The organism is Isoptericola sp. NPDC056578, from assembly GCF_042793275.1.
Classification (GTDB): Bacteria; Actinomycetota; Actinomycetes; order Actinomycetales; family Cellulomonadaceae; genus Isoptericola.
This window is the reverse complement of the sequence record NZ_JBHTVC010000004.1, coordinates 105,768-131,256: the sequence shown is the minus strand read 5'-3', so window position 1 is coordinate 131,256 and position 25,489 is coordinate 105,768. Positions and strand designations below refer to the sequence as shown.

General features: G+C 75.4%; 27 protein-coding genes. 8 read left to right on the top strand and 19 right to left on the bottom strand.

The genetic code is table 11. The annotated features are described in order from the left end of the window. Position 1: 1 nt before the first annotated feature. Positions 2–1,342 carry an MFS transporter gene (locus tag ACFQ80_RS03130; RefSeq protein ID WP_430551892.1) on the bottom strand — a complete coding sequence of 447 codons (1,341 nt, stop codon included), beginning with the start codon at positions 1,340–1,342 and terminating at the stop codon, positions 2–4. A gap of 142 nt (positions 1,343–1,484) precedes the next feature. On the opposite strand from ACFQ80_RS03130, the gene ACFQ80_RS03125 reads away from it, so the two are divergent. Continuing rightward, complete coding sequence (locus ACFQ80_RS03125) at positions 1,485–2,432, top strand: LysR family transcriptional regulator (RefSeq protein WP_430562514.1); 948 nt, start codon at positions 1,485–1,487, stop codon at positions 2,430–2,432. 22 nt (positions 2,433–2,454) lie between these two features. On the opposite strand, the gene ACFQ80_RS03120 is transcribed toward ACFQ80_RS03125, so the two are convergent. The 5 genes from ACFQ80_RS03120 to ACFQ80_RS03100 all read right to left on the bottom strand — a co-directional run bounded on the left by ACFQ80_RS03120 (position 2,455) and on the right by ACFQ80_RS03100 (position 7,378). After that, complete coding sequence (locus tag ACFQ80_RS03120; RefSeq protein ID WP_430562513.1) at positions 2,455–3,012, bottom strand: methylated-DNA--[protein]-cysteine S-methyltransferase; 558 nt, start codon at positions 3,010–3,012, stop codon at positions 2,455–2,457. A 680-nt stretch (positions 3,013–3,692) separates the two neighbouring features. Continuing rightward, a complete protein-coding gene (locus ACFQ80_RS03115) occupies positions 3,693–4,403 on the bottom strand; it encodes a GNAT family N-acetyltransferase (RefSeq protein WP_430562512.1) in 711 nt (236 codons plus the stop codon). Between the two features lie 203 nt (positions 4,404–4,606). Further along, positions 4,607–5,422 (bottom strand): SDR family NAD(P)-dependent oxidoreductase, encoded by an 816-nt coding sequence (locus ACFQ80_RS03110; protein ID WP_430562511.1) that lies wholly within the window; start codon positions 5,420–5,422, stop codon positions 4,607–4,609. Positions 5,423–5,484: 62 nt separating this feature from the next. Further along, a complete protein-coding gene (locus ACFQ80_RS03105) occupies positions 5,485–6,285 on the bottom strand; it encodes a hypothetical protein (protein WP_430562510.1) in 801 nt (266 codons plus the stop codon). Positions 6,286–6,337: 52 nt separating this feature from the next. Further along, on the bottom strand, positions 6,338–7,378 hold the full coding sequence (locus ACFQ80_RS03100; RefSeq protein ID WP_430562509.1) for a nitronate monooxygenase: 1,041 nt from the start codon (positions 7,376–7,378) through the stop codon (positions 6,338–6,340). Between the two features lie 152 nt (positions 7,379–7,530). Here ACFQ80_RS03100 and ACFQ80_RS03095 point away from each other — a divergent pair, with 152 nt between their 5' ends. Next, on the top strand, positions 7,531–8,151 hold the full coding sequence (locus ACFQ80_RS03095) for an AAA family ATPase (RefSeq protein WP_430562508.1): 621 nt from the start codon (positions 7,531–7,533) through the stop codon (positions 8,149–8,151). Between the two features lie 10 nt (positions 8,152–8,161). After that, entirely contained in the window at positions 8,162–8,611 is a 450-nt protein-coding gene (locus tag ACFQ80_RS03090; RefSeq protein ID WP_430562507.1) for a pyridoxamine 5'-phosphate oxidase family protein, read from the top strand. A 3-nt stretch (positions 8,612–8,614) separates the two neighbouring features. Here the strand turns inward: ACFQ80_RS03090 and ACFQ80_RS03085 are convergent, their stop codons facing one another. From ACFQ80_RS03085 to ACFQ80_RS03060, 6 genes are read right to left on the bottom strand one after another with little or no spacing between them, the layout of a single operon-like run. Then, positions 8,615–9,634, bottom strand: coding sequence for an LLM class flavin-dependent oxidoreductase (locus ACFQ80_RS03085; protein WP_430562506.1), 1,020 nt, complete (start codon positions 9,632–9,634; stop codon positions 8,615–8,617). 4 nt (positions 9,635–9,638) lie between these two features. Further along, the gene (locus ACFQ80_RS03080) at positions 9,639–11,351 is read right to left on the bottom strand and encodes a carboxylesterase/lipase family protein (protein ID WP_430562505.1); all 1,713 of its coding nucleotides are present in this window, start codon (positions 11,349–11,351) and stop codon (positions 9,639–9,641) included. Further along, positions 11,348–12,220 carry an alpha/beta fold hydrolase gene (locus tag ACFQ80_RS03075; protein ID WP_430562504.1) on the bottom strand — a complete coding sequence of 291 codons (873 nt, stop codon included), beginning with the start codon at positions 12,218–12,220 and terminating at the stop codon, positions 11,348–11,350. The genes ACFQ80_RS03080 and ACFQ80_RS03075 overlap by 4 nt, the downstream gene beginning before the upstream one ends. A gap of 10 nt (positions 12,221–12,230) precedes the next feature. Then, the gene (locus ACFQ80_RS03070) at positions 12,231–12,794 is read right to left on the bottom strand and encodes a dihydrofolate reductase family protein (RefSeq protein ID WP_430551903.1); all 564 of its coding nucleotides are present in this window, start codon (positions 12,792–12,794) and stop codon (positions 12,231–12,233) included. 1 nt (position 12,795) lies between these two features. Continuing rightward, the gene (locus ACFQ80_RS03065; protein ID WP_430562503.1) at positions 12,796–13,713 is read right to left on the bottom strand and encodes an alpha/beta fold hydrolase; all 918 of its coding nucleotides are present in this window, start codon (positions 13,711–13,713) and stop codon (positions 12,796–12,798) included. A gap of 51 nt (positions 13,714–13,764) precedes the next feature. Continuing rightward, positions 13,765–14,493: a helix-turn-helix domain-containing protein gene (locus ACFQ80_RS03060; RefSeq protein WP_430562502.1), complete on the bottom strand. Its 729-nt coding sequence runs from the start codon at positions 14,491–14,493 to the stop codon at positions 13,765–13,767. 102 nt (positions 14,494–14,595) lie between these two features. Between ACFQ80_RS03060 and ACFQ80_RS03055 the strand changes: the two genes are divergently transcribed. Continuing rightward, the gene (locus ACFQ80_RS03055) at positions 14,596–15,435 is read left to right on the top strand and encodes an alpha/beta fold hydrolase (RefSeq protein WP_430562501.1); all 840 of its coding nucleotides are present in this window, start codon (positions 14,596–14,598) and stop codon (positions 15,433–15,435) included. A gap of 29 nt (positions 15,436–15,464) precedes the next feature. Here ACFQ80_RS03055 and ACFQ80_RS03050 read toward each other — a convergent pair whose 3' ends face one another. Then, positions 15,465–16,268 (bottom strand): sulfite exporter TauE/SafE family protein, encoded by an 804-nt coding sequence (locus ACFQ80_RS03050; RefSeq protein ID WP_430562500.1) that lies wholly within the window; start codon positions 16,266–16,268, stop codon positions 15,465–15,467. Positions 16,269–16,484: 216 nt separating this feature from the next. On the opposite strand from ACFQ80_RS03050, the gene ACFQ80_RS03045 reads away from it, so the two are divergent. From ACFQ80_RS03045 to ACFQ80_RS03035, 3 genes are read left to right on the top strand one after another with little or no spacing between them, the layout of a single operon-like run. Then, complete coding sequence (locus tag ACFQ80_RS03045) at positions 16,485–17,504, top strand: ArsR/SmtB family transcription factor (RefSeq protein ID WP_430562499.1); 1,020 nt, start codon at positions 16,485–16,487, stop codon at positions 17,502–17,504. Between the two features lie 54 nt (positions 17,505–17,558). Further along, the gene (locus tag ACFQ80_RS03040; RefSeq protein ID WP_430562498.1) at positions 17,559–18,098 is read left to right on the top strand and encodes a GNAT family N-acetyltransferase; all 540 of its coding nucleotides are present in this window, start codon (positions 17,559–17,561) and stop codon (positions 18,096–18,098) included. A 9-nt stretch (positions 18,099–18,107) separates the two neighbouring features. After that, the gene (locus tag ACFQ80_RS03035) at positions 18,108–19,034 is read left to right on the top strand and encodes an alpha/beta fold hydrolase (protein ID WP_430562497.1); all 927 of its coding nucleotides are present in this window, start codon (positions 18,108–18,110) and stop codon (positions 19,032–19,034) included. Between the two features lie 21 nt (positions 19,035–19,055). Here ACFQ80_RS03035 and ACFQ80_RS03030 read toward each other — a convergent pair whose 3' ends face one another. Then, a complete protein-coding gene (locus tag ACFQ80_RS03030; RefSeq protein ID WP_430562496.1) occupies positions 19,056–19,652 on the bottom strand; it encodes an Lrp/AsnC family transcriptional regulator in 597 nt (198 codons plus the stop codon). A gap of 159 nt (positions 19,653–19,811) precedes the next feature. Between ACFQ80_RS03030 and ald the strand changes: the two genes are divergently transcribed. Then, a complete protein-coding gene (gene ald / locus ACFQ80_RS03025) occupies positions 19,812–20,924 on the top strand; it encodes an alanine dehydrogenase (RefSeq protein WP_430562495.1) in 1,113 nt (370 codons plus the stop codon). Positions 20,925–20,972: 48 nt separating this feature from the next. Here ald and ACFQ80_RS03020 read toward each other — a convergent pair whose 3' ends face one another. The 5 genes from ACFQ80_RS03020 to ACFQ80_RS03000 form a co-directional block, all read right to left on the bottom strand. Beyond that, a complete protein-coding gene (locus ACFQ80_RS03020; protein ID WP_430562494.1) occupies positions 20,973–21,971 on the bottom strand; it encodes a ribonuclease Z in 999 nt (332 codons plus the stop codon). An 18-nt stretch (positions 21,972–21,989) separates the two neighbouring features. Then, positions 21,990–22,253, bottom strand: a complete 264-nt coding sequence (locus ACFQ80_RS03015) for a hypothetical protein (RefSeq protein WP_430562493.1) — start codon at positions 22,251–22,253, stop codon at positions 21,990–21,992. Positions 22,254–22,334: 81 nt separating this feature from the next. Beyond that, complete coding sequence (gene galE, locus ACFQ80_RS03010; protein ID WP_430562492.1) at positions 22,335–23,357, bottom strand: UDP-glucose 4-epimerase GalE; 1,023 nt, start codon at positions 23,355–23,357, stop codon at positions 22,335–22,337. A 90-nt stretch (positions 23,358–23,447) separates the two neighbouring features. Further along, positions 23,448–24,110, bottom strand: a complete 663-nt coding sequence (locus ACFQ80_RS03005) for an FMN reductase (RefSeq protein ID WP_430562491.1) — start codon at positions 24,108–24,110, stop codon at positions 23,448–23,450. After that, the gene (locus ACFQ80_RS03000) at positions 24,107–25,291 is read right to left on the bottom strand and encodes an LLM class flavin-dependent oxidoreductase (RefSeq protein WP_430551917.1); all 1,185 of its coding nucleotides are present in this window, start codon (positions 25,289–25,291) and stop codon (positions 24,107–24,109) included. The genes ACFQ80_RS03005 and ACFQ80_RS03000 overlap by 4 nt, the downstream gene beginning before the upstream one ends. Between the last annotated feature and the right edge of the window lie 198 nt (positions 25,292–25,489).

Here is a 25,489-nt window from a genome sequence, read left to right as displayed (position 1 = left end):
CTCACTTTCCGGCGGCCGCGTCGATGGCCGACAGGTCGCGCTTGCTTCCTTCAGGGGCGAGCAGCAGGGCGCCCGCGCACACGGCCAGCACGGCGATCCAGACGCCGGCGAGCAGGGGGAGCCCGCCGGCGGACGATGCGAGCGCCCCCGCGATGATCGGGGTGAAGCCGGCGCCGATCGCCGACGCGCCCTGGAACGCGAGCGACGAGCCGGTGAAGCGCACCGACGTCGGGAACAGCTCGGCCAGGAACGCCGCCAGCGGGCCGAGGATGACGCCCTGGATCGCCTGGCCGCCCACCACGGCGACCGCGAAGCTGACGTTGTCCCCCGTCGCCACGAGCATCACGAGCGGGTAGGCGAACAGGGCCGCGGCGACGATGCCGACCGCGATCACCGGGCGCCGGCCGAACCGGTCGCTGAGCCGCGCCGACAGGACCGTGCAGACGAACAGCGCCACCGCCGAGAGCACCTTGGCGTTGAGCGCGAACGTCGGGTCCGCGCCGTGCGCCGTCGCGTAGCTCAGGCCCCAGACGCTGGCCATCCCGGAGATCGTCAGCTGCGACATGGCGACCAGCAGGCCCAGCACCAGCACCCACGGCGACCTCGTCAGCACCTGCACCAGCGGCACCCGGCGGTCCTCCGCCTCCTGGTCGAAGCGGAGGAACAGCGGGCTCTCCACCACCTTGAGGCGCACGAACAGGCCGATGAGCACGAGGACGACGCTCAGCAGGAAGGGCACCCGCCAGCCCCAGGCGAGGAACTGGTCCTCCGGCAGGAGGGTGAACAGGCCGAGCATCCCCGCCGAGAGGACCGACCCCGCGGGCGCGCCGAGGTTCGCGAACGAGGCCGCGAAGCCCCGCTTCCCGCCGGGCGCGTGCTCGAGGGCGATGAGCATCGCCCCGCCCCACTCGCCGCCCACCGCGAACCCCTGGACCAGGCGCAGCGCCACGAGCAGGAACGGTGCGGCGACACCGATCTGCGCGTACCCGGGGAGCACCCCGATGAGAGCGGTCGCGGTGCCCATCAGGAGCATCGTCGTGACCAGCACGCCCTTGCGGCCGAGACGGTCGCCGAAGTGGCCGAAGACGATCCCGCCGAGAGGCCGGGCGACATACCCCGCGGCGAGCGTCCCGAACGACGCGACGGTCGCCAGCGCCGGGTCCAGGCCGGCGAAGAACACCTGGCCGAAGACGATCGCCGAGGCGCTCGCGTACAGCATGAAGTCGTAGAACTCGATCGCGCTCCCGAGGAAGCTCGACGCGAGGATGCGCCGCATCTGCGGGGTCCGGAGCGATTCGCTCGGGCCGGTCCCGGTGGGCTGTCGAGAGGTGGTGGCGCTCATCCTTGAACTCCCTGGGCGGACTGTCGGAGCGCGGTCCTCGCGATCCGTGCCCGCCGGCGGTGGCGGACGCGGACGAGCCTGCCCTCCGGCCCGCTGTCAAAGCAATGACAAGTAATTGACGTTGTTGTTTAACCTTGCTCACATGGGTGTCGAGATGTCCGTCCGTCAGCTCGAGATGTTCAGCGCCGTGGTGGACCACGGCTCGATCACCGAGGCCGCCAGGGCGCTCATCGTGTCGCCCGGCGCCGTCTCGCTCGCCATCACCCAGCTCGAGGCCTCGCTCGGCGTCCAGGTGGCGATCCGCACCCGAGGGCGAGGGGTCCAGGTCACCGCCGCTGGCAGGGACGTGTACGAGCACGCGCGGGAGATCGCCGAGAGCCTGCAGGAGATCCGGAAGGTCGCGGCCGCCACGCGGGGCGGCCTCACCGGAGCGCTGCGCCTCGGCCTGTTCACCACGCTGTCCCCCTGGCTCTTCCCGCCCCTCGCCGAGCACTTCGACCGGTCCTTCCCCGACGTCGACCTCCAGCTCGTCGAGGGCGGCTCGGCCGAGCTCCAGGACCAGCTCGCAGAAGGACGGCTCGACGCCGCCCTCCTGTACGAGAACCACGTGAGCACACCCCTGGAGACGCGCCGCCTCGCCGCCGTACGGCTGCAGCTGGCGCTCGCGGCCGCGCACCCGCTCGCGGCGTACGACGCCGTGCCGCTCGCGGCCCTCCGCGACGAGGACGCGGTGCTCCTGGCGATGCGCCCGGCGAGCGACCACGTCGAGGAGATCCTGCGCGTCGCAGGCATGACGCCGCGCGTCCGCTGGCGCAGCACCAACGTCGAGACGATCCGCTCGCTGGTCGCGCGCGGCCTCGGCTACACGATCATCATGGGGCGGCCGTACGGGGACCTGACGTACGAGGGGATGCCCGTGGTCTACCGGCCGATCGCCGACGACCTGCCCGCGAACGCGCTGGTGCTCGTGACGCCCAAGGGCGGGCGGCCCACCGCCAAGCTCCGCGAGCTGGCCGCGTTCTGCGACGGGGCGTTCGGGGAGGACGTGGAGCCCGGCGTCCCCACCAGCCGGATGGGGAGGCTCTCCTGACCGTCGCGGGGGAGGGAAGGGCTCAGAGCTCGAAGAGGGTCGGGTGCTCGAGGTGCACGCCCTCGACCTCCAGCATGCGCAGCTTGGTCCGCCGTCCGCCGCGCGCGGAGAACCCGCCGACCTGACGGCCCGCGGCGAGCACCCGGTGGCACGGCACGATCGGCGGGAACGGGTTGCGACCGAGGGCCTGGCCCACCGCCTGCGCCGCGCCGGGTGCTCCGAGCCGGGTGGCCACGTCGCCGTAGCTGAGGGTGGCCCCGGCCGGGATGGCGCGCACCACCTCGTACACGCGGCGGTCGAACTCCGGGACGGTGGCGAGATCGAGGTCGATCCCGGACAGGTCGCCCGCCCCGGTCTCGAGCAGGGTCGTGACACCGTCCACGGCGGCGCTGATCGCGGCGTCAGGGGCAGCCTCGCGGGCGGACGGGTACCACGCCACGACGGCGTCGCGAGTGTCCTGCGGCGAGCCGTGGGGGAGGGCGGAGCCCACGACGACGCCCGGCTCGCGCCACACGAGGGCGCAGTGCCCGATCGTGGTGGGGAAGACGCAGAAGGCGAGCCCGCCGGGGGGAGTGGCCATGTCGTCCACGGTAGTCACGCGGTCCGACAGCGCCCCGGGGGCGCGGACTCGTGCGCGGAGACCCGGTAACCGAGGTCATGACGCCAGGAGCGAGCGGGCTCGCGGCCGTTCGTCCGAGACCACTGTGTTGTGTCATACACAATGGTTTGTCACGTATGTCCGAATCAGCCTATCGCGAGCCGGCGCGGATGGCGAGGCGTCGTCCGGAGCTCGCCGCCCGCCGTCCGGTCCGTCGAGTCGTGCCGGACGGGCGGCCTCGCGACCTCGGTGGGCGACTGCCCACGGGGGACCGGGCGAAGGCCGCGGGGCCGACCCGGGTCGTACGAGGCTCAGACGGGGCCCGGGCGCGGCGAGATCAGGCGTGCGCGGGTTTCTGCGCACGCCGACGGCGGCCACGTGGTGACACGTCGTGCGACACGTTGCTGCGACATCGGCGTCAGGCGGCACGGACGGTCGTCGTCACCAGATTCGTGAGGCGACATTCGTGCGGCGGCGTCCTGTCGTGCGACGGCATCGTCGAGCCAGCACGGCTGACGACGCGCGTCCCTGCAGGAATGCAGCGCGGGGGCGCCAGGCGACAGTGCGCGACCGCGCGACGACGCCCGTCTCGAGACCTTGCGGTACCGCGTCGAGGGAGGGGCTCCCAGGCGCTCCCTGATCGCGTAATGACATAATGTGCATTATCGGTTGACGGGTGAGACGTCCTCGAGACCCCGATCGATGCCCAGGAAACGGCGCAGCGCGTCGGCGCCCTCGACCGCGATGTCGTCGCTCGGACGGACGAACGTCGCCGGCGTCACGACGACGCGTTGCTCGTCGACCCCGGCGACACCCTGCCGGGTGCGCTGCACGATCCGGTGCAGGCCGTTGTCCGAGTACCCGACCTTGCGGCTGACGGCCGCCGAGGCGTGATTCCCCACGACGTACCCCGACTCGCACCTGCTCGCCCCGAGCTCGTCGAACGCGAACCCGACGGCGAGCTGGCGCATCAGCGTGCCGGTGCCGATCCCCTGGTGCGCTCGCCCCAGCCACGAGCCGGTGGCGACGACCCCGGTCTCCGCGAGTCCCCTGGCGTGCAGGTCCTGCATGCCGACGAGCCCTCCGTCGCGACGGACCGCCAGGGCGAGGCGCCACTCGCCGGGCGCGAACGTCGCTCGTTGGGTCCACCACCACGCCAGCGACGTGGTCGGGAACCCGTGCGGCGCGCCGAGGGAGAACGGCTGTGCGTGCCAGTCCAGGAGGAACGGCATGGGCAGGTCGGGGTCCTCGATGCCACCGCGGACCAGCTCGACGAGCTCGGGCAGGTCGTCGTCGCGCAGGACGCGAAGCTCCACCGGCCCGCAGGCGATCCGCAGGGCGAACGGCGGAAAGATCTCTTCCAGGGTGAGCATGGTGGATTGTCTCGGATGACCCCGCCTGCCGGCAGCGGATTTCCTGGCTCTGTTGCCCCGGGCGCGCCCGCCAGTGCCCGGCGACGGGACGGCTGGCGAGGATCACGGGCTCCCCTCCCCCGCCGGCGCGCCGTCCGTGACGAGATGTCGACGGACGCCGACATCCGGCGCGATGTGAACGCTGAGCAACATCTCGGGAGATGTCACCGATCGGTGACATCAGGGCGGCGGTCTCCCCCGCCCCCGAGGCTCTCGAACCGCGCGAGCGGGCCGACGAGGATGCCGCCGTCGACGGGCAGCGTGACACCGGTGATCCAGGCGGCGTCGTCGGAGGCGAGGAACGCGATCGCGGCGGCGACGTCCTCGGGCTCCCCGATGCGGCCGAGCGGGTACAGGGCCGCGAGCCGGTCGGGGTCGGACCTCTGGTCCCACGAGCGGGTGCGGACGGTGCCGGGCGCGACGACGTTGATCCGCACTCCCCTGCTGCCGAGGCGCACCGCGAGGTTCTGCGCGAGCGACACGAGCCCGGCCTTCGCGGCCGAGTAGTCCTCGTCCCCGAAGGCCTGCAGGCCGTTCACGGAGCCGACCAGCACGATCGATCCCCCGCGCTCCAGGTGCGGGGCCGCGGCCCGGACGCAGCGGGCCGGCCCGGCCAGGTTGAGGTCGACACCGGCCGCCCAGGTGGCGTCGTCCATGCCGTCCAGGAGTCCCGGGTGCACGCTGGTGCCGCCCGCCACGCCGACGAGCACGTCGAGCCGGCCGTGCCGCTCCAGGCTCGCCGCCACGGCGGCGTCCACCGACGCCGTGTCCGTGATGTCGCACGCGACGGCCGAGGCGGACGCCGCGCCGTCGGGCAGGTCGTCGACGGTGCGCCGCGCCGCGTCCTCGTCGAGGTCGGCGACCACGACGGTGGCGCCCTCCGCGTGCAGGCGTCGCACCGCGGCCGCACCGATCCCGTGCGCGCCGCCCGTGACCAGCGCCACGCGGCCGTCGAAGCGTCCTGTCGAAGGTCCTGTCACGTCCGTCCTCCTCGTCGAGCGTTGATCGTCGATGCTCCCGTCAGCACGCGTCGGTGCACGTGTCAGAGCGTGAGCCGGTAGTAGCGCTCCTCGCCGTACCGCTCGAACCCCGCCCGGCGCAGGAGCCGGGCGGAGGTGCTGACCCGGCCCTTGACGAGGGCGAGCGACGCGCCCGCGGCGACCGACAGGCGCAGGCGTTCCTCCAGCACCGCGCGGTAGGCGCCGCGACCGCGGCGGTCGGGCACGGTGCCGGCGCCCCACAGCCGGGCGACGGTGCCCAGCTCGGGTCGTGGTGCCGCCGCGAGCGTGACGCCGGCGGACGCCACGGGCTCGCCGTCCTGGTACGCCACGACACGGATCTCCCGGCTGTCGGCCGCGAGCAGCGTGCGCGCGGCGTCGGCGAGCCGGTCGTCGTCCAGGGGCTGCTGGTCCCACACCGCGGTGTCGACGCGGTCGGCGTCGCGCAGCCCGTCCACGTCGGTCACCCGCCGCACGACGAGGCGCCCGTCGCGCTCCGGCGTCGGCGGGAGGCCTGGCCCGAGGCCGCGGGCGAGGACGTCCACGGTGTCCTCGAGCCGGGCGCCGCGGCCGAGCAGCAGGTCGGTGAGGTCGGGGGTGCTGCTGGCCGAGACCCAGACTCCGAGGGTGTCGCTGCCCCAGGCCCGCGCCTGCTCGACGGCGTCCCGCAGGACGTCCTGGGGCGCGCGGGCCGACGCGAGCCCCGTGAGCACGACGCGCCCGTGCGCCCACGCGGGCCACCGGGTGAGGGTGACGTCGGTGACGACGCACTCCGCGTCCGGCGGCACCCACGACCACTCGGTGGCGGCGCGCAGCACGGTCGGCGGGTCCCAGGCGGCGCTCATGACGGCAACGTAGCGAACCGGCGAGCGGTCGCGGCGGTGCCGCGCGCGGGCGTCACAGGTCGGCGGCGAGGGCGCGGACGACGTCGGCCGCGGGCCCGGTGGCGGCGCTGCGGTGTCCGGTCCCGGCCCACAGGTGCAGCCGCTCGGCGTCTCCGGCGGCAGCCGCGCGGCGGCGCAGCTCACGGGTGAGGTGGTGCACCTGCGGGTAGGCGACCGGGGCGTACGGGTCGTGCCGGGTCAGGAAGCCGTTGACGAGCGCGCGGGCGGGGCGGCCCGTGAAGGCGCGGGTCACCGCCGTCGTCGCGTACCGGGGGTCGGCGAGAGCGTCGCGGTGGGTGCGGGAGGTGCCGGCCTCGTCGGTGCGCAGCAGCAGCGTGCCGACGGCGACGGTCTGCGCCCCGGCCCGCAGCAGCCGGGCGACGGCGGCCGCGCCGTCCACTCCCCCGGCGGCGACCACCGGGAGCCGCGTCCGTGCGACGACGGCGGCGACCGCGTCGGCCGTCTCTGCGTCGGCGACCGACCGGCGCGGGTCCCACGTACCGCTGTGCCCGCCCGCGCGCGGACCCTGCACGACGAGGCCGTCGGCACCGAGCTCCTCGGCGGCGAGAGCCTCCTGCGGGGTCGTGACGGTGACGAGGACGACGGAGCCCGCCGCGCGCAGGGCCGCGACGTCCGCCGCGGGCGGGGGCCCGAACGTGAACGACACGACGGGCACGGGGTCGCGGCGCAGCAGGTCGACCTTCGCGGCCCAGTGGTCGTCGTCGGTCGCGGGGACGGCCGTGAGCGCGGCGTCGAGGTCGACGTCGTGCGCCGCGGCGTCCGGCGCGATCCGCCGCGCGTAGGCCGCGAGCGCCGCGGGGTCGGGGCCGGGCGCGGTGGCGGGGACGAAGAGGTTGACGCCGAAGGGGCGGGCCTGCTGGTGGGCGCGGTGGATCTGGTCGGCGAGGGTGTCGGGGGCCTGGTAGCCGCCGGCGAGGAAGGCGAACGCGCCGGCGCCGGTCGTGGCGGCGAGGAGGTCGAGCGTGGTGGCGCCTCCGGCCATGGGGGCGGCGACGAGGGGCAGGTCGGTGCCGAGGAGGGTGGTGCGGGCCATGTCTCGCATCGTGCCACCGGGCTGGACCGTGCGCGGGGTCTGCAGGACGGTCTCATCTGGCGCTCATGCGGGCCTGGCACGCTGGGCGCCCCGCCGGTCGGCGGTGCGGAGCTCGGTACGGGGATCGGTGCGGAGAGGGGTGGGTGCGCGGGATGACGGTGGCGGTGCGGGAGCGTGCGACGGTGCGGGGCGCCGGGGCGGGGACGTTCGTGCTGGTGGGCGGTGTGCCGGGTGCGGGCAAGAGCACGGCGCTCGCCCGGGTGGCGGGGTTGCGACCCCGGGTGCGGGTGCTGGACAGCGAGACGGCGCGTCGTGACCTGCGGGGGCGGGTGCCGCGCGGGGTCCCGTACGCGGTGTACCGGCCGGTGGTGCACGTGCGGCACCTGGCGGGGGTGGTGCGGGCGGTGCTGGGTGGCCCGCGGGACGGCACGGAGCTGCTCGTGGTGCACGACCCGGCGACGTCGCGGGTGCGGCGGTGGTGGTGGGCGTGCCTGGCGCGGCGGGCGGGGTGGAGTCCGGTGCTGGTGATGGTCGACGTGGAGCGCGGTGAGGCGTTGTCGGGGCAGGAGATGCGGGGTCGGAGGGTGCGGGCGCGGGCGTTCGCGCGGCACTGGCGGCGGTGGGCGGCGCAGCGTGCGGGGCTGGTCGCGGCGGCGGGCGGTGCGGCGGGTGGATGGTCGCAGGTGCACGTGGTGGGCCGGCGGCAGGTCGTGGGGCTGCTGGTGGGGGTGGTGGACGCGGCGGTGCCGGTCCGGGTGCGTGGTGCCCGCTAGGGTCGCGCTCGTGACGTCGTCGGGTCTGTCAGGTGGTGCGCTGGAGCGGCTGGTCGGGCACGTGCGTGCGGTGGGCGACGGGGTGGTGTCGACGGTGGGCCCGGACGGTGCCCCGCAGGCGGCGTACCTGACGTTGGCGGTGACGGCGTCGGGCGAGCTGGTCTTCGACGCGCGGGTGGGCTCGCGCAAGGTGGCGAACCTGCGGCGGGACCCGCGGGTGGCGGTGGTGGTGGGCGGCCCTGGCGGGACGACGCTACAGGTGCAGGGCGTGGCGGACGTCCCGTCGGGGGACGACGCCGCCCGGTGCGCGGACGCGTACCGGGCGGCTTTCCCGCGGTTCGCGGCGTCGTTGGACGACCCGGGGATCGTGGTGGTGCGGGTGGTGGCGCGGTGGGCGCGCTGGGGCGACTACCGCTCCTCTCCCCCGGTGGTGGAGGACCTGGTGGGCGGGGCGGGCTGAGCCTCACCGCCAGCCGAGGGCGGGTGCCACGTGCCGGACGACGTTCTCGATGACGTGGGCGTTGTACTCGACGCCGAGCTGGTTGGGCACGGTGAGCAGGAGGGTGTCGGCGGCGGCGACGGCCTCGTCCTCGGCGAGGTCCGCGACGACGTCGTCGACCTCTCCGGCGTAGGTCTTGCCGAAGCGGGCGCGGACGCCCTCGAGGACGCCGACCTGGTCGGTGCTGGCCGTCTCGAGGCCGAAGTAGGCGCGGTCGCGGTCGTCGGTGATCGGGAAGATGCTGCGCGACACGGACACGCGGGGCTCCCACCCGTGGCCGGCGGCGGCCCACGCGTCGCGGAAGCGTTGGATCTGCTCGGCCTGGAGGCGGTGGAACGGGACGCCCGTGTCCTCGGACAGCAGGGTGGAGCTCATGAGGTTCATCCCCTGGGCGGCGGTCCACTCGGCGGTGGCGCGGGTGCCGGCTCCCCACCAGATCCGCCGGCGCAGGCCCTCGGAGTAGGGCTCGACGCGCAGCAGGCCGGGCGGGTTGGGGAACATGGGGCGCGGGTTCGGCTCGGCGAAGCCCTTGCCGTCGAGCACCTCGAGGAACCGGGCGGTGTGGCGGCGGGCCATGTCGGCGTCGGACTCCCCCGCCCGGGGCTCGTGCCCGAAGTGGCGGAACCCGTCGATCACCTGCTCGGGCGATCCGCGGCTGATGCCGAGCTGCAGCCGCCCGCCGGCGATGAGGTCGGCCGCGCCGGCGTCCTCCGCCAGGTACAGGGGGTTCTCGTAGCGCATGTCGATGACGGCGGTGCCGATCTCGATGCGGCTCGTGCGGGCGCCGACGGCGGCGAGCAGCGGGAACGGGGACGCGAGCTGGCGCGCGAAGTGGTGCACGCGGAAGTACGCCCCGTCGGCGCCGAGCTCCTCCGCCGCGACGGCGAGGTCGATCGACTGCAGCAGCGCGTCGGAGGCCGAGCGGGTGGCCGACTGCGGGTGCGGCGTCCAGTGGCCGAAGGACAGGAATCCGAGGTGCTTCACGCCCTCAGTCAAGCCCACGGGTCGCGGACCCGCCCGTCGCGGCGCCGACGTCGGCCCACAGGTCGCACCGGTGGTCGGCCGCGAAGGGCGTCGCGCCGATCCCGCGGGTGGAGAGCTCGACGACCGTCTGCCCGGGGCCGAACCGGGGCCAGTGCGGGCGCCCGGGCCCGTTGACGTCGCCGGTGCGCGCGAACGCCGCCCAGTAGTCGATCATCGTCGCAGACAGCCGCTCCTGGGCCGGGTCGAGCGGCGGAGGCTGGTGGCCCCCGACGAGGGTCCACAGGTATCCGAGCTCGAGGCCGTGGTAGGCGCCTTGGGGGAACCCGTCGTCGGGGTCGGGCCCGGCGTCCTCGGCGAACTCGTACACGTGCACGGGCTGGTGCGGTGCGGCGGCTTGCGCGGTGCGCAGCACGGGGCACGCGCCGATCTGGGCGCCCCAGTCGCCGAGGACGGCCGCGAGCGCCAGGGCCGGGCTGTCGTGGTCGCTGAGCGGGTAGGCGTCCAGGACGGTCCCGGCGTCGGAGCCGAAGGCCTCCGTCAGCGTCGTGCGGTAGCCCTCGGCGGTGACGCCGGGAGCCTGCCAGCGGACGAAGCTGCGCATCTCGTCGCGCGTGCCGCCCACCAGCAGCGGTACCCGTGCGGCGCTGCCCCGGCGCAGGGCGTCGATCGGCTGTCGCGGGAGGAACGGCGTGCCGGCGACGGGGTTCCACGGACGGTCGCCGGAGCGCTCCGTGAGGCCGAACCCGACGCCCGAGTGCGTGCCGACGAGGTCGGGCAGACCGGCGCGGCGCAGGCAGGCGGCGACGCCCGCCGGGCCGCCCTCGCCGGCGCACCCGAGGTGCTCGACGGCGCGGTCGCCGAACGCCTGCCCCTGGGCGCGGTCGGGGACGGGGTTGGCGCAGGCGCCGCTCTGCACGATCGCCCGGTCGAACAGCATCCTCGACGTGGGTGCGGCGAGCTGCGCGCAGACGGACCGCGCCCCGCCCGACTGTCCCGCGAGGGTGACGTTGCGGGGGTCGCCGCCGAAGCTCGCGGCGTTGCGCTGCACCCATCGCAGCGCGGCGGCCTGGTCCATGAGCCCGTAGTTGCCGCGGTGGGGGCCGAGCGCCGACGTCGACAGGAAGCCGAGCGCACCGAGGCGGTAGTTCGCGGTGACCACGACCAGGCCGCCCCGGGTCGCGAGGCGGGCGCCGTCGAAGCGGGCCGCACCGCCGGAGTCGAGGCCGCCGCCGTGCAGCCACACGAGCACGGGCAGGCGGTCGCCGCGGCGGGCGTGGGCGGGCGCGACGACGTCGAGCGTCAGGCAGTCCTCCTGCCCGAGGACGTCGTCCTCGGCCTCACCGCGCTGCGGGCACAGCGGGCTCGGGGCGGTCGCGTCCCGGATGCCGGCCCAGTCGCGCGGGGGTGCCGGTGGTCGCCAGCGGCGCTCGCCGACGGGCGGGGCCGCGTACGGGACGCCGGAGTAGGTGACGTGGCCGGTGTCGGCGTGCCCGCGCAGCCACCCGGAGTCGACGCGCAGGACGGCGCCGCCGTCAGACCGTGCCACCGCTGCGGCCGGATCGGGTGCGGGTTCGGTCGCGGGCCTGGCACCGGCCCCGGGTGCCGCGGCGGCGAGCAGGGCGAGTACCGCGACGAGTGTGGCGACGAGTGTGGCGACGGCCCGCCGCCAGGATCCGGGACGGACGGCGGTCGTGTCGTCGGTGCTGGCGGCGTTCATGGCATTCCTCCGCGGTCGGTCGGCGCGCGCCGCACGAGGGCGCGCAGGTGCCCGGCGAGGACGTCGGGCCGGTCGAGGGGCACGAGGGTCGCCGACTCCGGGACGTGCGCCAGCTCGGCGTCGGGCAGCAGGCGGGCGAGGCGGGGGCCGTGCTCGGCCGGCATCATCCGGTCGTCGTCCGCCCAGGCGACGAGCGCGGGCCCGGTGAAGGCGCCGAGCCCGGCGGACCAGTCCCGGTCGGCCGGGACGGGGAAGCGGGCGCTGAACCGGCGCAGGTCGGCGCGCACGAGCGGGTCCCGGAAGGGCTCGAACCAGCGCCGCAGGAGCGCGTCGGGCACGGCGCGGGCGGCCATCGCGGAGGCGAGGCGGCGACGCACCGCGGGCAGCCGCGTCAGCTGCGCCTGGAGGGCGAGCGCCCCGGGGACGCGGGCGGCCCGGGCGAGCAGCCGTCCGGGCCGCCCGGCGGGGACGTTGTCGAACGCCTCGCAGGCCACGAGCGCCAGCCGCGCGACGCGGGAGTCGAGCCCCAGCTCGACGAGCACCTGCGCGCCGCCCCAGTCGTTGAGGACGAGCGTGACGTCGCGCAGGTCGAGGGCGGCCATCAGCTCGGCGACCATCCGCGCGAGGGAGGCGTTGGTAAGCTCGTCGCGCGGCGCCGGGTGCCGGTGGGCGCCCAGCGGCAGCGTCGGCGCGACGCACCGCAGCCCCGGCAGGCGCGCGACGACGGCGTCCCACACGGCGTGGTCGAGGAGCGGGCCGTGCAGGAGCAGCAGGGCCGGTCCGGTGCCCCCGGTGTCCGAGTAGTCGATCGTCGCGGTGCTCAGCTCGATCGTGCGCACCGCCGGCACGGTCCCCTCGTGGGTGCTCACGGTCCGGTCCTCAGCGCGCCCGCCGGTGGACCGTGACGAGCACGCCGTCCCCGTAGGTCGTGGCCTCGACCAGGCGCCACGCGGACTTGTCCGGGGTCGGGGGCCACAGGGTGCGACCGTGCCCGAGGACGAGGGGGAACGTCATCAGGTGGATCTCGTCGACGAGGTCGTGCGCGAGCAGGCCCTGCACCAGGCTGATGCTGCCGGGCACGGAGATCTCGCCGTCGACGTCCCGCCGGAGCCGGGCGACCGAGTCGACCAGGTCGCCCGGCAGGACGGTGGTCCCGGACCACCGAGGGTCGGTCAGCGTGCCCGAGACGACGTACTTCGGCATGCCGTTGTACTTGTCGGCGAGCTCGCCCTCGTACTGCGGCCACGCGTCGGCGAACCCCTCGTAGGTGCGGCGCCCCAGCAGGAGGGCGGACGCCCCCAGCGCCTCGGTCTCCTTGAAGCGTTCGCCCTCGGGCCCGCGGTCGACCTCGAAGCTCCAGTCCGGGTAGCGGAAGTCCTCGCCGCCGGGCGCCTCGACGACGCCGTCCAGCGAGATGAACTCGGTGACCACGATCGATCCCATGTCAGCGCTCCTCGAGCCGGAGCTGCTCGTGCCGGGGCTGCTCGTGCGGGGTCTGCGGGTGCGAGGGCTGGCCGGCGAACGCGCGCAGCTCGGCGGCGAGCACCTCGGGCGTGGTCGTGTGGTCCTCCCCCGGCACGGGCCGCAGGGTGGCGGTCGGCAGGTGCGCGCTGATCGCGCGGGCCGCGGACGCGAGGAACGGCCAGGTGCCGGTGCCGTGCATGACCAGCACGGGGACGTCGACCCGGTCCCACAGGTCCGGGCGCAGCGGCCGGCCCGACATCGCGTCGCCGACCTGCCGGCCGTCGTAGGCGATGGTGGGCGCGACCGCCTCCAGCGCGGACCACGTCTCCGGGTCCTGCCGCACCTCGGCCACCATGTCCGGCGGCAGGCCCACGGCGGCGGTGAGGAACAGCGCGACGGCGTCCCCGGGCCGCCCGGCGGCGACGGCGTCGTCCAGCCGCGCGACGTAGTCCGCGGGCAGCGGCGGCCGGTCGTCGTCGACCACCGCGTTGGGCTCGAACAGCGCGAGACGCGCCACCCGCACGCCCGCCTGGGCGGCGTTCAGCGCGAGGTTGCCGCCGGAGGACCACGCGAAGACGGTGGTCGCCGGGCTGCCACCGGCGACCTGGTCGATCACCGCCGCGAGGTCCTCGAGCTCCCGCTCGGGGGCGTAGGGAGCGGTGTCCCCGCTCTGCCCGCGGCCCCGGCGGTCGTAGTTGACCACGAGGAACTCGTCGGCCAGCAGCTCGGCCGTCGCGGCGTTCTCCGGGGTGGTGGCGCGATGGGCGGTCGCGCCGTCGATGATGACGATCGGGTCGCCGGAGCCCCACGTCGAGCAGGCGATCGGCGTGCCGTCGGCGGACCTGACGGTGGTCGTGGTCGTGCTGGTGGACGTCCTGCTGGTCCTGTCGGTGGACACTGCGGTGCCTCCCTGGCGGTCGCTCGCGGCGGGATCCGCGACACGGCCACGCTAGGAAGACGCGGGCTGCTCCGGCTTGTACAGGAGCGACATGGTGTCGGCCGGCGACTCGGCGCGCGCCACCCGCAGCTGCGTCGCGGTGCGGCCGATGAATCGCCGCAGCGACCGGGCGAGGTGGGGCTGGTCGAAGTAGCCGAGCGCGTGCACGACGTCGAGCGGCGCCGCGCCGTCCCGGAGCAGCACGGCGGCCGTGCGGGCCCGGTCGATCTGCCGGATGGCGCCCTGCGTGAGCCCGGTGGTCGCGGCGACGCGGCGCTGCACCGACCTCGTGCCCACGCGGGCGGCCCCGCCCCGCACGACGTCGTCGACGAGCGGGTCCCGCACGAGCACGCCGGCCCGCACCAGCCGGTCGACGAACGCCTCGGCGTCGTCCGGCCGCGGGATCGGCCACTCCTCGCCGCGCAGGACGAAGCCGTCGGCCGTGACGTGCGGGCTCTCCAGCTCGCCGTCGACGAGGGCCGACGCGGGCAGGTGCGGCATCGTCGCGCCGTGCGCGAACGTGATGCCGAACGAGTCCGAGTCGCCCGCGATCCGGGCCGCCGTGGCCACGGTCTCGGGGCCGCGGACCGCGGCATGCGTCCGGCGACCGTCGCGCCAGAACACCAGCTCCCAGTGCGACGTCGCGACCGAGGTCATGGTCCCGTCGCCCGACGCGCGGCCGCGCCAGACGCGCGCGACGTAGCGCGAGTCCGAACCGCGGTGGACGCTCTCGACCGGCATGCCGCTCCTTCGACGGGGCCGACCCCGTCCCGCCCCTCAATGTAGCGACGCGCGGGTCGCCACGCGCAGGTGCATGGGGCGACCGCCTGCGAGAATGTCCCGGTGAACGCCACCGCCGGGGACTCCCCGCGCCCGCTGCCGCCCCTGGCCCACGACGTCGCCGGCGACCCCGGAGCTCCCGCCGTCGTCCTCCTGCACGCCGGGGTGGCCGACCGTCGCATGTGGGACGCCGTCGTGCCCGCCCTGGCGCACACGTTCCGCGTGGTGCGACCGGACCTGCGGGGCTTCGGCGACTCCCCGCTGCCCACCGGCGGCGCCCCGTACACGAACGCGGGCGACGTCGCCGCCCTGCTGGACCGGCTCGGCGTCCCCGACGCCGCCGTCGTCGGGTCGTCCTTCGGCGGGAAGGTCGCGCTCGAGCTCACGACGGCGCACCCCGGCCGGGTGCGCGAGCTCGTGCTGCTGTGCCCCGCCGCCCCCGGCGTGCCCGACACCGACACGTCCGACGCGTTCGACGCCGAGGAGGCCAGGCTCCTGACCGCGGGGGACGTCGAGGGCGCGGTGCGGCTGAACGTCACGACGTGGCTCGGCCCGGACGCCGACGACGCCGCCGCCGAGACCCTCGCCGTCATGCAGCGGCGTGCGTTCGAGGTGCAGCTCGCCGCCGACGCGGCCGCGAGCGCCGCCGGCCTGCCCGAGCCCGGCCCGGACGGCGTGGACGTGGACCTCGCGGGGATCCGGGTGCCCACGTTCGTCGTCGAGGGGGCGCACGACATGGACGCGCTGCGGGCGTGCGCGCAGCACGTGGCGGCGTCGGTGCCGGGGGCCGAGCTGTCGCTGCTGGAGTGGGCGGGGCACCTGCCGGTGCTGGAGCGGCCCGACGCGATCCTGGCGCTGCTGCTCGACGTGCTGCGCGACGACCCCGCGGTGCACGCTCCCTGACCTGCGGTCGACGGCCCGGGCGCCGCGGGTCAGGCGGCGAGCCACTGGTCGTGGGTGATCTTGGCGACGAGGGCGACGACGACGAGCAGCAGGACGGCGCGCACGAACCCCGCGCCGCGGGACAGGGCCGTACGTGCCCCGACGATGCCGCCCGCGACGTTGGCGACGGCCATGCCGGCGCCGAGCAGCCACAGCACGTGCCCGAGCGCGCCGAACAGGGCGAGGGCGCCGAGGTCGCTGCCGATGCTGACCACCTTGGCCATCGCGGAGCCGCGCAGGAAGTCGGTGCCGAGCGCGGTGACGCACAGGGCGACGAGCAGCACGCCCGTGCCGGAGCCGACCACGCCGCTGTAGAACCCGACGCCGCTCGCCCCCACGGCGAGCACGAGCGTGGGCCGCGAGACCGGCCCGCGGCCGGCCGGGGCGGCGGCGTCGGGGGCGTCGGGGGAACGGCTGGGGCGCGCGACGGCGGCCCACACGCCCACGCCGACGAGGGTGGCCGCCACGACGAGGGTGATGGCCGCGCGCGGCAGGTGGGAGGCGGTGGCGGCGCCGACCATCGCGGTGGGCAGCCCGAGTGCGGCGGCCGCGAGCGCCCGGCGACGGTCGAGGCCGACACGGCGGACGTAGGTGACGGCGGCGCCCGACGTGCCGGTGATCGCGACGAGCTTGTTCGTGCCGAGCACGGTGGCGACGGGCAGCGACGGCAGCGCGAGCATGAGGGCGGGCACCTGCACCAGTCCCCCACCGCCGACGACGGCGTCGAGCCAGCCCGCGGCGAACGCGACGGCGATCAGCAGGCAGGCGGCGGTGGGGTCGACGTGCAGGCCCATGGCTGCTCCTCGGGTGGGGGGCGGCTTTGGCGTCCCGGCGATGCCGGGGGTCGCGCCGCCGTACAGGGCAGGCAGAGGGGCGCGACGGGGGCGGCGAGACGGCGCGCGCGGACATTGCGCCTGGACGCAAACAGGGGGTGAACCCGGGTGGCGGGTGCCGGGGGCGACTAGCGTGGGCGGTGGACGACCCCGAGTCGACCCCCGAGGTGGTGGCCCGTGCTCACGATCGACCTGTCGGCGGAGGACCTCACGCGCCTGCGCGCTCCCGGGCGCCCGGACCCGCTGTGGGACACGGTGCTGAGCCTGCACCTGCTGCAGAACCGGCAGGCGGCGCTGGCGTTCGACCCGTGGCGGCGGCAGGTGCGCGCCCGGATCGTGGAGGCGGGCCTGACGACGACGGTCGCGGCGCTCGCGCGCCTGGCGCCGTTCGCGTCGTACTTCCCGGACTTCCTCACCCCGACCCCGGTGGACGGGCCGCGTCCCGACGGCGGCCGCGGGGACGCGGGCATCGAGGCGGCCGCGGACCGGGTGGCGAGCACCCCGCGGCCCCGGCTCGCGCGCGAGCTGGCGATGACGTTCCGCTCGGGGGCGGCGCCCTGGGTGCGGCGCATCGCGGCCGGCGAGGCGGAGGCGATGCGCTGGCTCGCGGGCGCGCTGTGCCGCTATCACGCGCTGGCCGTCGCCCCGTACGCGCCGGTGACCCGCGCGGCGCTCGCGGCCGACCAGGAGGCGCGGGACGCGGCGTTGCGGCGGGGCGGGATGCAGGGGCTGATGGGCAGCTTCGACCCGCTGCTGCGCCGCGAGGGCGGCCGATGGACCGCCTGGTACCCCGTGACGCGGACGCTGCCGCTGCGGGGGCGTCCGCTCACGATGGTGCCGTCGGTGTTCTGCGTGCTGGCGCCGGTGGTGCTCGAGGACGACACGCTGGACCCGGTGCTGGTGTACCCGGTGGACCCGGCGCCGGGGTGGCTGGCCCGCGGGGGCGACGCGGCGGACGAGGGGGTGCAGGTCGCGCACCTCATCGGCCCCACGCGGGCGCGGGTCCTGGAGGTGCTGGACACGAGCCGCACGACGACGGAGCTGGCGCGGGTGCTGGACCTCACGCCGGCGACGGCGAGCCGGCACGCGACCGTGCTGCGGGAGGCGGGCCTGGTGTTCTCGGAGCGGCAGGGCAACCGGGTGCTGCACACCCGCACCCGGTTGGGGGACGCGCTGCTGGCCGGCCACGTGGGCTGACGCCCAGGCCTGGTGTGAAACGTCCGCGTCACACGCCGGCGCGAGGATGCGGGGGTGATCATCGCCCCGGAGTCCCCCGCCGCCGCCGACGTGCGCGCGCTGCTGGAGGAGCACCTCGCCGACATGTACGCCACCTCCCCTGCCGAGTCGGTGCACGCGCTCGACCTGAGCGGGCTGCTCGCCCCGTCGGTGACGTTCCTGACGGCGCGCGAGGACGACGGGACGCTGCTGGGGTGCGGTGCGTTGAGCGAGCTCGAGCCGACCACCGCGGCGTCCGGCGGTCGGGGCGAGGTGAAGTCGATGCGCACGGCCCGTCCCGCGCGGGGGCGCGGCGTGGCGGGCGCCGTCCTGGACCGGCTGGTGGCCCTCGCCCGCGAGCGCGGGTACGCGGCGGTGAGCCTGGAGACCGGGCCGCAGGCGTACTTCGCGCCCGCCCGGAGCCTGTACGCGCGGCACGGTTTCGTGCCCTGCGGGCCGTTCGGCGGCTACTCCCCCGACCCGTGCAGCGTGTTTCGCACCCTGGACCTCACCGGCGGGCGCACGGACCAGGTCACGGACCAGGTCACGGACGCGCGGGTGGGCCCCGCCGCGTAGCCTCGCGGGATGGCCGACCCCACCTCGACCCGCGACGCGACGGGCACGGAACCCCTGCTGGACCGGCGGTTCGCGTGGCGGGGCCGTGAGGTCGCGTGGACGGCGTTCGGCTCCGGCCCGCCGCTGGTGCTCTGCCACGGCACGCCGTGGTCGTCGTGGCTGTGGGAGCCGTACGCCCGCGCCCTGGCCGCCGAGTTCACCGTGCACCTGTGGGACATGCCGGGCTACGGGGCGTCGTCCAAGGACCCCGCGCACGACGTCGACCTCGGGACGCAGGGCGAGCTGTTCGCCGACCTGCTGGAGCACTGGCGGCCCGCCTGGTCCGACGGTGCCGACGGTGCCGACGGTGCCGACGGGTCCAGCGCTGCCGGCGGGGGCGTGCCGCTGCCGCACGTCGTCGCGCACGACTACGGCGGCGCGGTGAGCCTGCGTGCCGCGCTGCTGCACGGCGCCCGGTACGCGTCGCTGTGCCTCGTGGACGTGGTGGCGCTGCGCCCGTGGGGCTCGCCGTACTTCTCCCTGGTGCGCGAGCACGCCGACGTCTTCGCGGCCGCCCCCGCCGCCGTGCACCGCGGCGCGCTGGAGGCGTACGTGCGCACGGCCGCGCACCGGCCGCTGCGCGAGGAGCACCTGGCCGCGCTCGTCGGCCCGTGGACGGGCCAGGCCGGGCAGGCCGCGTTCTACCGGCAGATCGCCCAGGCCGACGAGCTGTACACCGCCGAGCTCGAGCCGCTGCTGAGCGGCCTCGACGTCCCGGTGCGCGTGCTGTGGGGCGAGGAGGACACGTGGATCCCGCCGGACCGGGCGCGGCGGCTGGCGGACGCGATCCCCGGCGCCGACGCGCGGCTGCTCCCGGGCGCCGGGCACCTGGTGCAGCTCGACGCTCCCGTCGCGCTGGCCGTCGAGCTGCAACGCTGGTTGTCCGCGAACCGCTGACCATCGGTACCAGGCTGACCGTCAGTACCAGCTCGCCCGCGCGTGCTGGAAGATGAGGTTGGTCTCGGTGAGCGCGACGTCCGGGTCGGTGGACAGGTGCTCGATGACGAACTCGTTCAGGGCGTCGGAGTCCGCCGCGGCGACGTGCACGAAGAAGTCGTGCGCGCCGCCCAGCAGGAAGACGTTCAGCACGCCGGGCAGCTCGGCGAGGCGCTGCAGGTAGCCGCTGAGGCGGGTGCGGGCCGCGCCGCGCATCTGCACCGCGATCATCGCCTGCAGGGGGTGCCCGGTGCGCGCCGGGTCGACGTCCGCGTGGAAGCCGCGGATCACGCCGCGCTCGCGCAGCTGCCGCACCCGCGTCAGGCAGGTGGAGGGGGCGATCCCGGCCCGCGCCGCGAGCGCGTTGTTCGGCAGGCGCGCGTCGTCCGCGAGCGCCGCGAGGAGCCGCTGGTCGACGTCGTCCAGCCGCGCGGGCGCGGGGCCACGCCGCTCCAGGCCCCACGACGGGTCTGGCCGGACCTCCTGCGTGCGGCCGTCCTGGCCGCGCCGGTCCGTGGATCGAACATCCTTCGCTCGAGGCTGCTGTGCGCCGGGCCGAGCCGGGCGTCGTGTCGACATCATGGCAATCTACCGAAGGATGTACGGATTCGTGGCGCGGGACCGAATCGTCCCGTCAGACTGGGACGTGAGCGGGGTCACACGTCCCGCGCCACGCACCCACCGTTCCCCCGGCCACGAGCCGGGGAACGGTGCCGAGCCACGAAGGCGGGCCCACCCATGCGCATCGGCGTCCCGAAGGAAGTCAAGAACCACGAGTACCGGGTGGCCATCACGCCGGCCGGAGTGCACGAGCTCGTCGCCCGCGGGCACGACGTCGTCGTGGAGGCGGGCGCCGGGGCGGGGTCCGCGATCACCGACGACGAGTACCGCACCGCCGGTGCGGGCGTCGTCGCGGACGCCGACGAGGTGTGGGCCGGCGCCGACACGGTGCTCAAGGTCAAGGAACCGGTCGCGCAGGAGTACCACCGGCTGCGGCCGGGGCTGGTGCTGTTCACCTACCTGCACCTCGCGGCCGACAAGGCGCTCACCGAGGAGCTGCTGGCCCGCGACGTGACGGCCGTCGCGTACGAGACGGTGCAGACCCCCGACGGGCGGCTGCCGCTGCTGGCCCCCATGTCGGAGGTCGCGGGGCGGCTCGCCCCGCAGGTCGGGGCCGCGACCCTGCTGCGGGCCGCGGGCGGGCGCGGCGTCCTGCTCGGCGGGGTGCCCGGCGTGCCCGCCGGGCACGTGGTGGTCATCGGCGCGGGCGTCTCGGGCATGAACGCCGCCCGGATCGCGGTCGGGCTCGGCGCGCGCGTCACCCTCCTGGACACCAGCGCGGACGCGCTCAAGGCCGCCGACCGGGAGCTCGGCGGACGCGTGCAGACCCTCGCCTCGAACAAGCTCACCCTCACCGAGGCCGTGCTCGAGGCGGACCTGGTGGTCGGGGCCGTCCTGGTCCCCGGCGCGAAGGCGCCCGTGCTGGTGGCGAACGACGTCGTGGCACGCATGCGGCCGGGCGCCGTCCTCGTGGACATCGCGATCGACCAGGGCGGCTGCTTCGAGGACTCCCGCCCCACGACGCACGCCGACCCCACCTTCCGGGTGCACGACACGGTCTTCTACTGCGTGGCGAACATGCCCGGCGCCGTGCCGCGCACCTCCACGTACGCGCTGACGAACGTGACGCTGCCGTACGCCGTGGCGCTCGCGGACCACGGCTGGCGCGAGGCCCTGCGCCGCGACCCTGTGCTCGCCCACGGCCTCAACGTGCACGCCGGCGCCGTCACCAACGCGGGGGTCGCGGAGGCGCACTCCCTCGACCACGTGGACGTCGCCGCCGTCCTCTGAGCCTCCCGCGCCGGTCCGACCGTGGTGGGCGCAGCGTCGGGGCCGAGGTCAGGGGCGGTGGCGCGGCGGGAGCGGGACGCGGTCGAGGTCGGCCGCGACGGTGAGGCCGCCGTCGAACACCTCGCGAGCCTCGCGCTCGAACGCGGCGGGCAGCTCGTCGGGCACCCGGTAGCGCTGGGAGAAGTGCGTGAGCACGAGGTGGCGCACGCCGGCGCGGGCGGCGACGATCGCGGCCTGCCGGCAGGTGAGGTGCGCCCAGCGGGCGGCCAGGTCGGCGTCGCGATGCAGGAACGTCGACTCGACGACCAGCAGGTCCACGCCGTCGGCGAGCTCCCCCACCGCGTCGCACAGCCGGGTGTCCATGACGAACGCGACCGACTGCCCGCGCCGCGGCGCGGACACCGCCTGGCAGCGCACGGTGCGGCCGTCGTCGAGGACCAGGACGCCGTCGCGCAGCAGCCGCCCCACCGCCGGGCCCGGCGGGACGCCCGCGGCCGCGAGCGCCGCCGGGTCCAGGGAGACGCCGTCCGGCTCGTCCAGGCGGTAGCCGACGGTGTCGACGCGGTGGTCCAGCGGGCGGGCGGTGAGCGTCGGGGCGTCGGGACCGGCGCCGCGTTCGCCGTCCACGCGGGGCAGGGTCACGACCTGGTCGTCGCCCCGGCGGGCACCGGAGGTGGCGGGGAAGGCCACGGGCTGCAGGGCGACCCGTTCGTGGTGGTCGTAGGCGCTCGCGTCGAGCAGGTGGCGCACCCACGGCTCGCCGGAGGCGGGGAACGAGATCGGCACGGTGTGGCGCACCTGGTCCCCCGACAGGCGCTGCGTGACGCCGGCCAGGCCGAGGGAGTGGTCGCCGTGCAGGTGGGTGATCGCGATGCGGGTGAGGTCGGTGGCGGACACGCCCGCGAACGTCATCTGCCGCTGCGTGCCCTCGCCCGGGTCGAACAGCACCGCCGCCTCGTCGAAGAACAGGACGTACCCGTTGTGGTTGCGCGTGCGGGTGGGCACCATGCTCGCCGTGCCGAGCACGACCAGCTCACGTCGTGACACGTCGGGACGCGCCGGCGCTCAGCAGCCCAGGGCGCGCCCGACCACGCGCACCAGGCCCGTGGTCACGTGCTGCACGGGCCGCCACAGGTCGCGGTCGAACACCGCCGTGCGAGTCACCGGGCCGCGGCGCAGCCGCCCCGCGAGCCGGTGCGCCGACGGGGTGCTCGGCGCCGGCGCGGCGGGCGCGGGCTTCAGCGACGGCAGGCCCGCGAGCACCGAGGGCCGGTAGCGGGCACCCGGGTCCCACCGCAGGTCGGTCCGCTCGCTCGCGTCGTCGGGCATGGGGTCATCCTCGCCCGCCCCCGGGGGACCCGCAAGAGTGCGCCGGGGAGGTGCCGACGGGCGAGGTGGAGGTGGGCCGGGTCAGGCGTCGGGGAAGCCGCGGGGGTTCTCGGACTGCCAGCGCCAGGTGTCGGCGCACATGTCATCGATCGTCTTGACCGCGCGCCACCCGAGCTCGGTCTGCGCCCGCGTCGGGTCGGCCCAGAAGGCGGCGAGGTCGCCCGCACGGCGCGGCCCGACCTCGTAGGGCAGCTCGCGGCCCACGGCCCGCTCGAACGCGTGCAGCATCTGCAGCACGGACGTGCCGGTCCCGGTGCCGAGGTTGAAGGCGCGCACGGGCTCGGCCATCGCGTCCAGGTGGTCCAGCGCGGCCACGTGCCCCGCGGCGAGGTCCTCGACGTGCAGGTAGTCGCGCTCGCACGTGCCGTCGGCCGTCGGGTAGTCGTCGCCGAACACGACGAGCTTGTCGCGCTTGCCGACGGCGACCTGCGCGAGGAACGGCATGAGGTTGTTCGGGATGCCCTGCGGGTCCTCCCCGATCTGCCCCGACGGGTGCGCGCCCACCGGGTTGAAGTACCGCAGCAGCGCGACCTTGAGCCCGCCGACGGCGACCGCGGCGTCGGCCATGATGCGCTCGATCATCACCTTCGTCTGCCCGTACGGGGACGACGACGACAGGTACTCGTAGTCCTCGCGGTAGGGCACGGGCGCCTTCTCCCCGTACACGGTCGCCGAGGAGGAGAACACCAGGCGCGGGACGTCGTGGCGGCGCATCGCCTCCAGCAGCGACAGCGTGGAGTCGAGGTTGTTGCGGTAGTACTCCAGCGGCTTGGCCACGGACTCGCCCACCGCCTTGAAGCCGGCGAAGTGCACGACGGCGTCGAACTTCTCGTGCGCGAACAGCCGCTCGGTCTTCTCCGCGTCCGTGAGGTCGATCGCGTGCACCGGCACGTGCGCCCCGGACAGCGACTCCAGGCGGCCCATCACCGTGGGCTTGCTGTTGGAGAAGTCGTCCACCACGACGACGTCGTGCCCGGAGGCCACGAGGGACAGGACGGTGTGGGAGCCGATGTACCCGGCGCCGCCGGAGACGAGAACGCGCATGGGCCCAGCCTAGGGCGTCGGGCACCGTCGTCGGACGGGCGTCCGCACCCCGGGCCGGGCCCGTGCGCGCTCCCGATCAGCCTGGTCGGGTCAGCTGCCGCCGAGGAGCTCCGTGAAGCTCGGCGTCGCGGCGAACGGGTCGACCGGGCCGTCGTTCTCGCGGCGCGCCACCCGCTGCGCCAGGTCGCGCCCGGCGCGGGCGATCCGCTTCGGCAGGCCGGCGCCCGGGTCGTCGGCGCTCGCGGCCCAGTCGTCGGTGGCGGCGAACACGCTGGTCGGCACGACGTCCGCGCGCAGGTAGGTGAACAGCGGCCGCATCGTGTACTCCAGCGCCAGGGAGTGGCGGGCGGTGCCGCCCGTGGCGCCGAGCAGGACCGGCATGCCGGTCACCGAGTCGGGGTCGACGACGTCCCAGAAGGACTTGAACAGCCCCGAGTAGCTCGTGGTGAACACGGGCGAGACGGCGATGAGCCCGTCCGCGCCGGTCACGGTCTCCAGCGCCCGGGCCAGGTCGCCGGTCGGGAACCGGGTGAGCATCGCGTCGACGACGGCGTGCGCGAGGTCGCGCAGCTCGATCGTCTCCACCCGGACCGTGTGACCGGCGTCCTCCAGCTCCCGCACGGTGGCGTCCGCGAGCCGGTCGGCCAGCAGGCGCGTCGACGACGGCTGGGACAGGCCCGCCGAGACGACGGCGAGCGTGCGCTCGCCGGCCGCGCCGGGCAGCGACCCGGCGGGGGTGAACGGGGTGGTCATGCGCGTGCCTCCTGCGATCCGGCGGGCTGGGTGCCCTCGGCAACGGTACCGGTGTACGGGTCCGAGGTGTCGCCGACGTGGGTGGCGCCGGCCTCGCCCGCCGCGCGGGCGGCGGCCACGCGCTCGGCGTGCGTCGGCGGGTTCAGCGGGACGTCGTCGGCGGGGCGCTTGGCCTCGACGATCTTGCGCAGCTCGGGCACGACCTCCTCGCCGAGCAGGTCGATCTGCTCGAGCACGGTCTTCAGCGGCAGGCCCGCGTGGTCCACGAGGAACAGCTGGCGCTGGTAGTAGCCCACCTCGTCGACGAACGACGCGTACCGGTCGATGACCTGCTGCGGCGAGCCGACCGTCAGCGGCGTCTCGCGAGTGAAGTCCTCCATCGACGGGCCGTGCCCGTACACGGGGGCCTCGTCGAAGTAGGGCCGGAACTCGTTCCACGCGTCCTGCGACCGCTTGCGCATGAACACCTGCCCGCCGAGCCCGACGATCGCCTGGTCGGCGCGCCCGTGCCCGTAGTGCTCGAACCGCTGCCGGTAGAAGCGCACCATCTGCCGGGTGTGGTGCATCGGCCAGAAGATGTTGTTGTGCAGGAACCCGTCGCCGTAGAACGCGGCCTGCTCGGCGATCTCGGGGCTGCGGATCGAGCCGTGCCACACGAACGGCGGCACGCCGTCCAGCGGCCGCGGGGTGGAGGTGAAGCCCTGCAGCGGGGTGCGGAACTTGCCCTCCCAGTCCACGACGTCCTCGGTCCACAGGCGGCGCAGCAGCGCGTAGTTCTCGATCGCGAGCGGGATGCCCTGGCGGATGTCCTGCCCGAACCACGGGTACACGGGGCCGGTGTTGCCGCGGCCCATCATGAGGTCCATGCGCCCGTCGGAGATGACCTGGAGCATCGCGTACTCCTCGGCGAGACGCACCGGGTCGTTCGTCGTGATCAGCGTGGTCGCCGTCGACAGGGTGATGTGCTTCGTGACGCCGGCCAGGTAGCCGAGCATCGTCGTGGGCGACGACGCCACGAACGGCGGGTTGTGGTGCTCGCCGGTGGCGAAGACGTCCAGGCCCGCCTCGTCGGCGTGCCGCGCGATGGTGAGCATGTCGCGCACCCGCTCGGTGTCGTCCGGGGTGTGGCCCGTCGTGGGGTCGGTGGTGACGTCGCTGACGGAGAAGATTCCGAACTGCACGGCTGCGCTCCCTGCTCGTGGACTCTGCGGTGGAGCCTGGACCGAGGTCCAGGTCCATGCATTTGCATGTACATGCCGGTGAACCGCGGCCCTGGCCCGGTTGTTCCCGGCCCCGACCCCGGGGGGCGCGTGACGTCGCGCACAAAGGGTGCCCGCAGGGCGGTCTCGAGTTGCGCACGGCGCGCCGACTGGCCAGCC

Excerpts from the sequence above, each read along its gene's own strand:
- ACFQ80_RS03100 (WP_430562509.1), bottom strand. The coding sequence starts at position 7,378 with ATGGCCCGCACCACCCTCCTCGGCACCGACCTGCCCCTCGTCGCCGCC.
- ACFQ80_RS03105 (WP_430562510.1), bottom strand. The coding sequence starts at position 6,285 with ATGAGCGCCGCCTGGGACCCGCCGACCGTGCTGCGCGCCGCCACCGAG.
- galE (WP_430562492.1), bottom strand. The coding sequence starts at position 23,357 with ATGCGCGTTCTCGTCTCCGGCGGCGCCGGGTACATCGGCTCCCACACC.
- ACFQ80_RS03060 (WP_430562502.1), bottom strand. The coding sequence starts at position 14,493 with ATGCCGGTCGAGAGCGTCCACCGCGGTTCGGACTCGCGCTACGTCGCG.
- ACFQ80_RS03035 (WP_430562497.1), top strand. The coding sequence starts at position 18,108 with ATGGCCGACCCCACCTCGACCCGCGACGCGACGGGCACGGAACCCCTG.
- ACFQ80_RS03095 (WP_430562508.1), top strand. The coding sequence starts at position 7,531 with ATGACGGTGGCGGTGCGGGAGCGTGCGACGGTGCGGGGCGCCGGGGCG.
- ACFQ80_RS03080 (WP_430562505.1), bottom strand. The coding sequence starts at position 11,351 with ATGAACGCCGCCAGCACCGACGACACGACCGCCGTCCGTCCCGGATCC.
- ACFQ80_RS03125 (WP_430562514.1), top strand. The coding sequence starts at position 1,485 with ATGGGTGTCGAGATGTCCGTCCGTCAGCTCGAGATGTTCAGCGCCGTG.
- ACFQ80_RS03115 (WP_430562512.1), bottom strand. The coding sequence starts at position 4,403 with ATGCTCACCCTGGAAGAGATCTTTCCGCCGTTCGCCCTGCGGATCGCC.
- ACFQ80_RS03050 (WP_430562500.1), bottom strand. The coding sequence starts at position 16,268 with ATGGGCCTGCACGTCGACCCCACCGCCGCCTGCCTGCTGATCGCCGTC.
- ald (WP_430562495.1), top strand. The coding sequence starts at position 19,812 with ATGCGCATCGGCGTCCCGAAGGAAGTCAAGAACCACGAGTACCGGGTG.
- ACFQ80_RS03130 (WP_430551892.1), bottom strand. The coding sequence starts at position 1,342 with ATGAGCGCCACCACCTCTCGACAGCCCACCGGGACCGGCCCGAGCGAA.
- ACFQ80_RS03005 (WP_430562491.1), bottom strand. The coding sequence starts at position 24,110 with ATGACCACCCCGTTCACCCCCGCCGGGTCGCTGCCCGGCGCGGCCGGC.
- ACFQ80_RS03030 (WP_430562496.1), bottom strand. The coding sequence starts at position 19,652 with ATGTCGACACGACGCCCGGCTCGGCCCGGCGCACAGCAGCCTCGAGCG.
- ACFQ80_RS03070 (WP_430551903.1), bottom strand. The coding sequence starts at position 12,794 with ATGGGATCGATCGTGGTCACCGAGTTCATCTCGCTGGACGGCGTCGTC.
- ACFQ80_RS03015 (WP_430562493.1), bottom strand. The coding sequence starts at position 22,253 with ATGCCCGACGACGCGAGCGAGCGGACCGACCTGCGGTGGGACCCGGGT.
- ACFQ80_RS03120 (WP_430562513.1), bottom strand. The coding sequence starts at position 3,012 with ATGGCCACTCCCCCCGGCGGGCTCGCCTTCTGCGTCTTCCCCACCACG.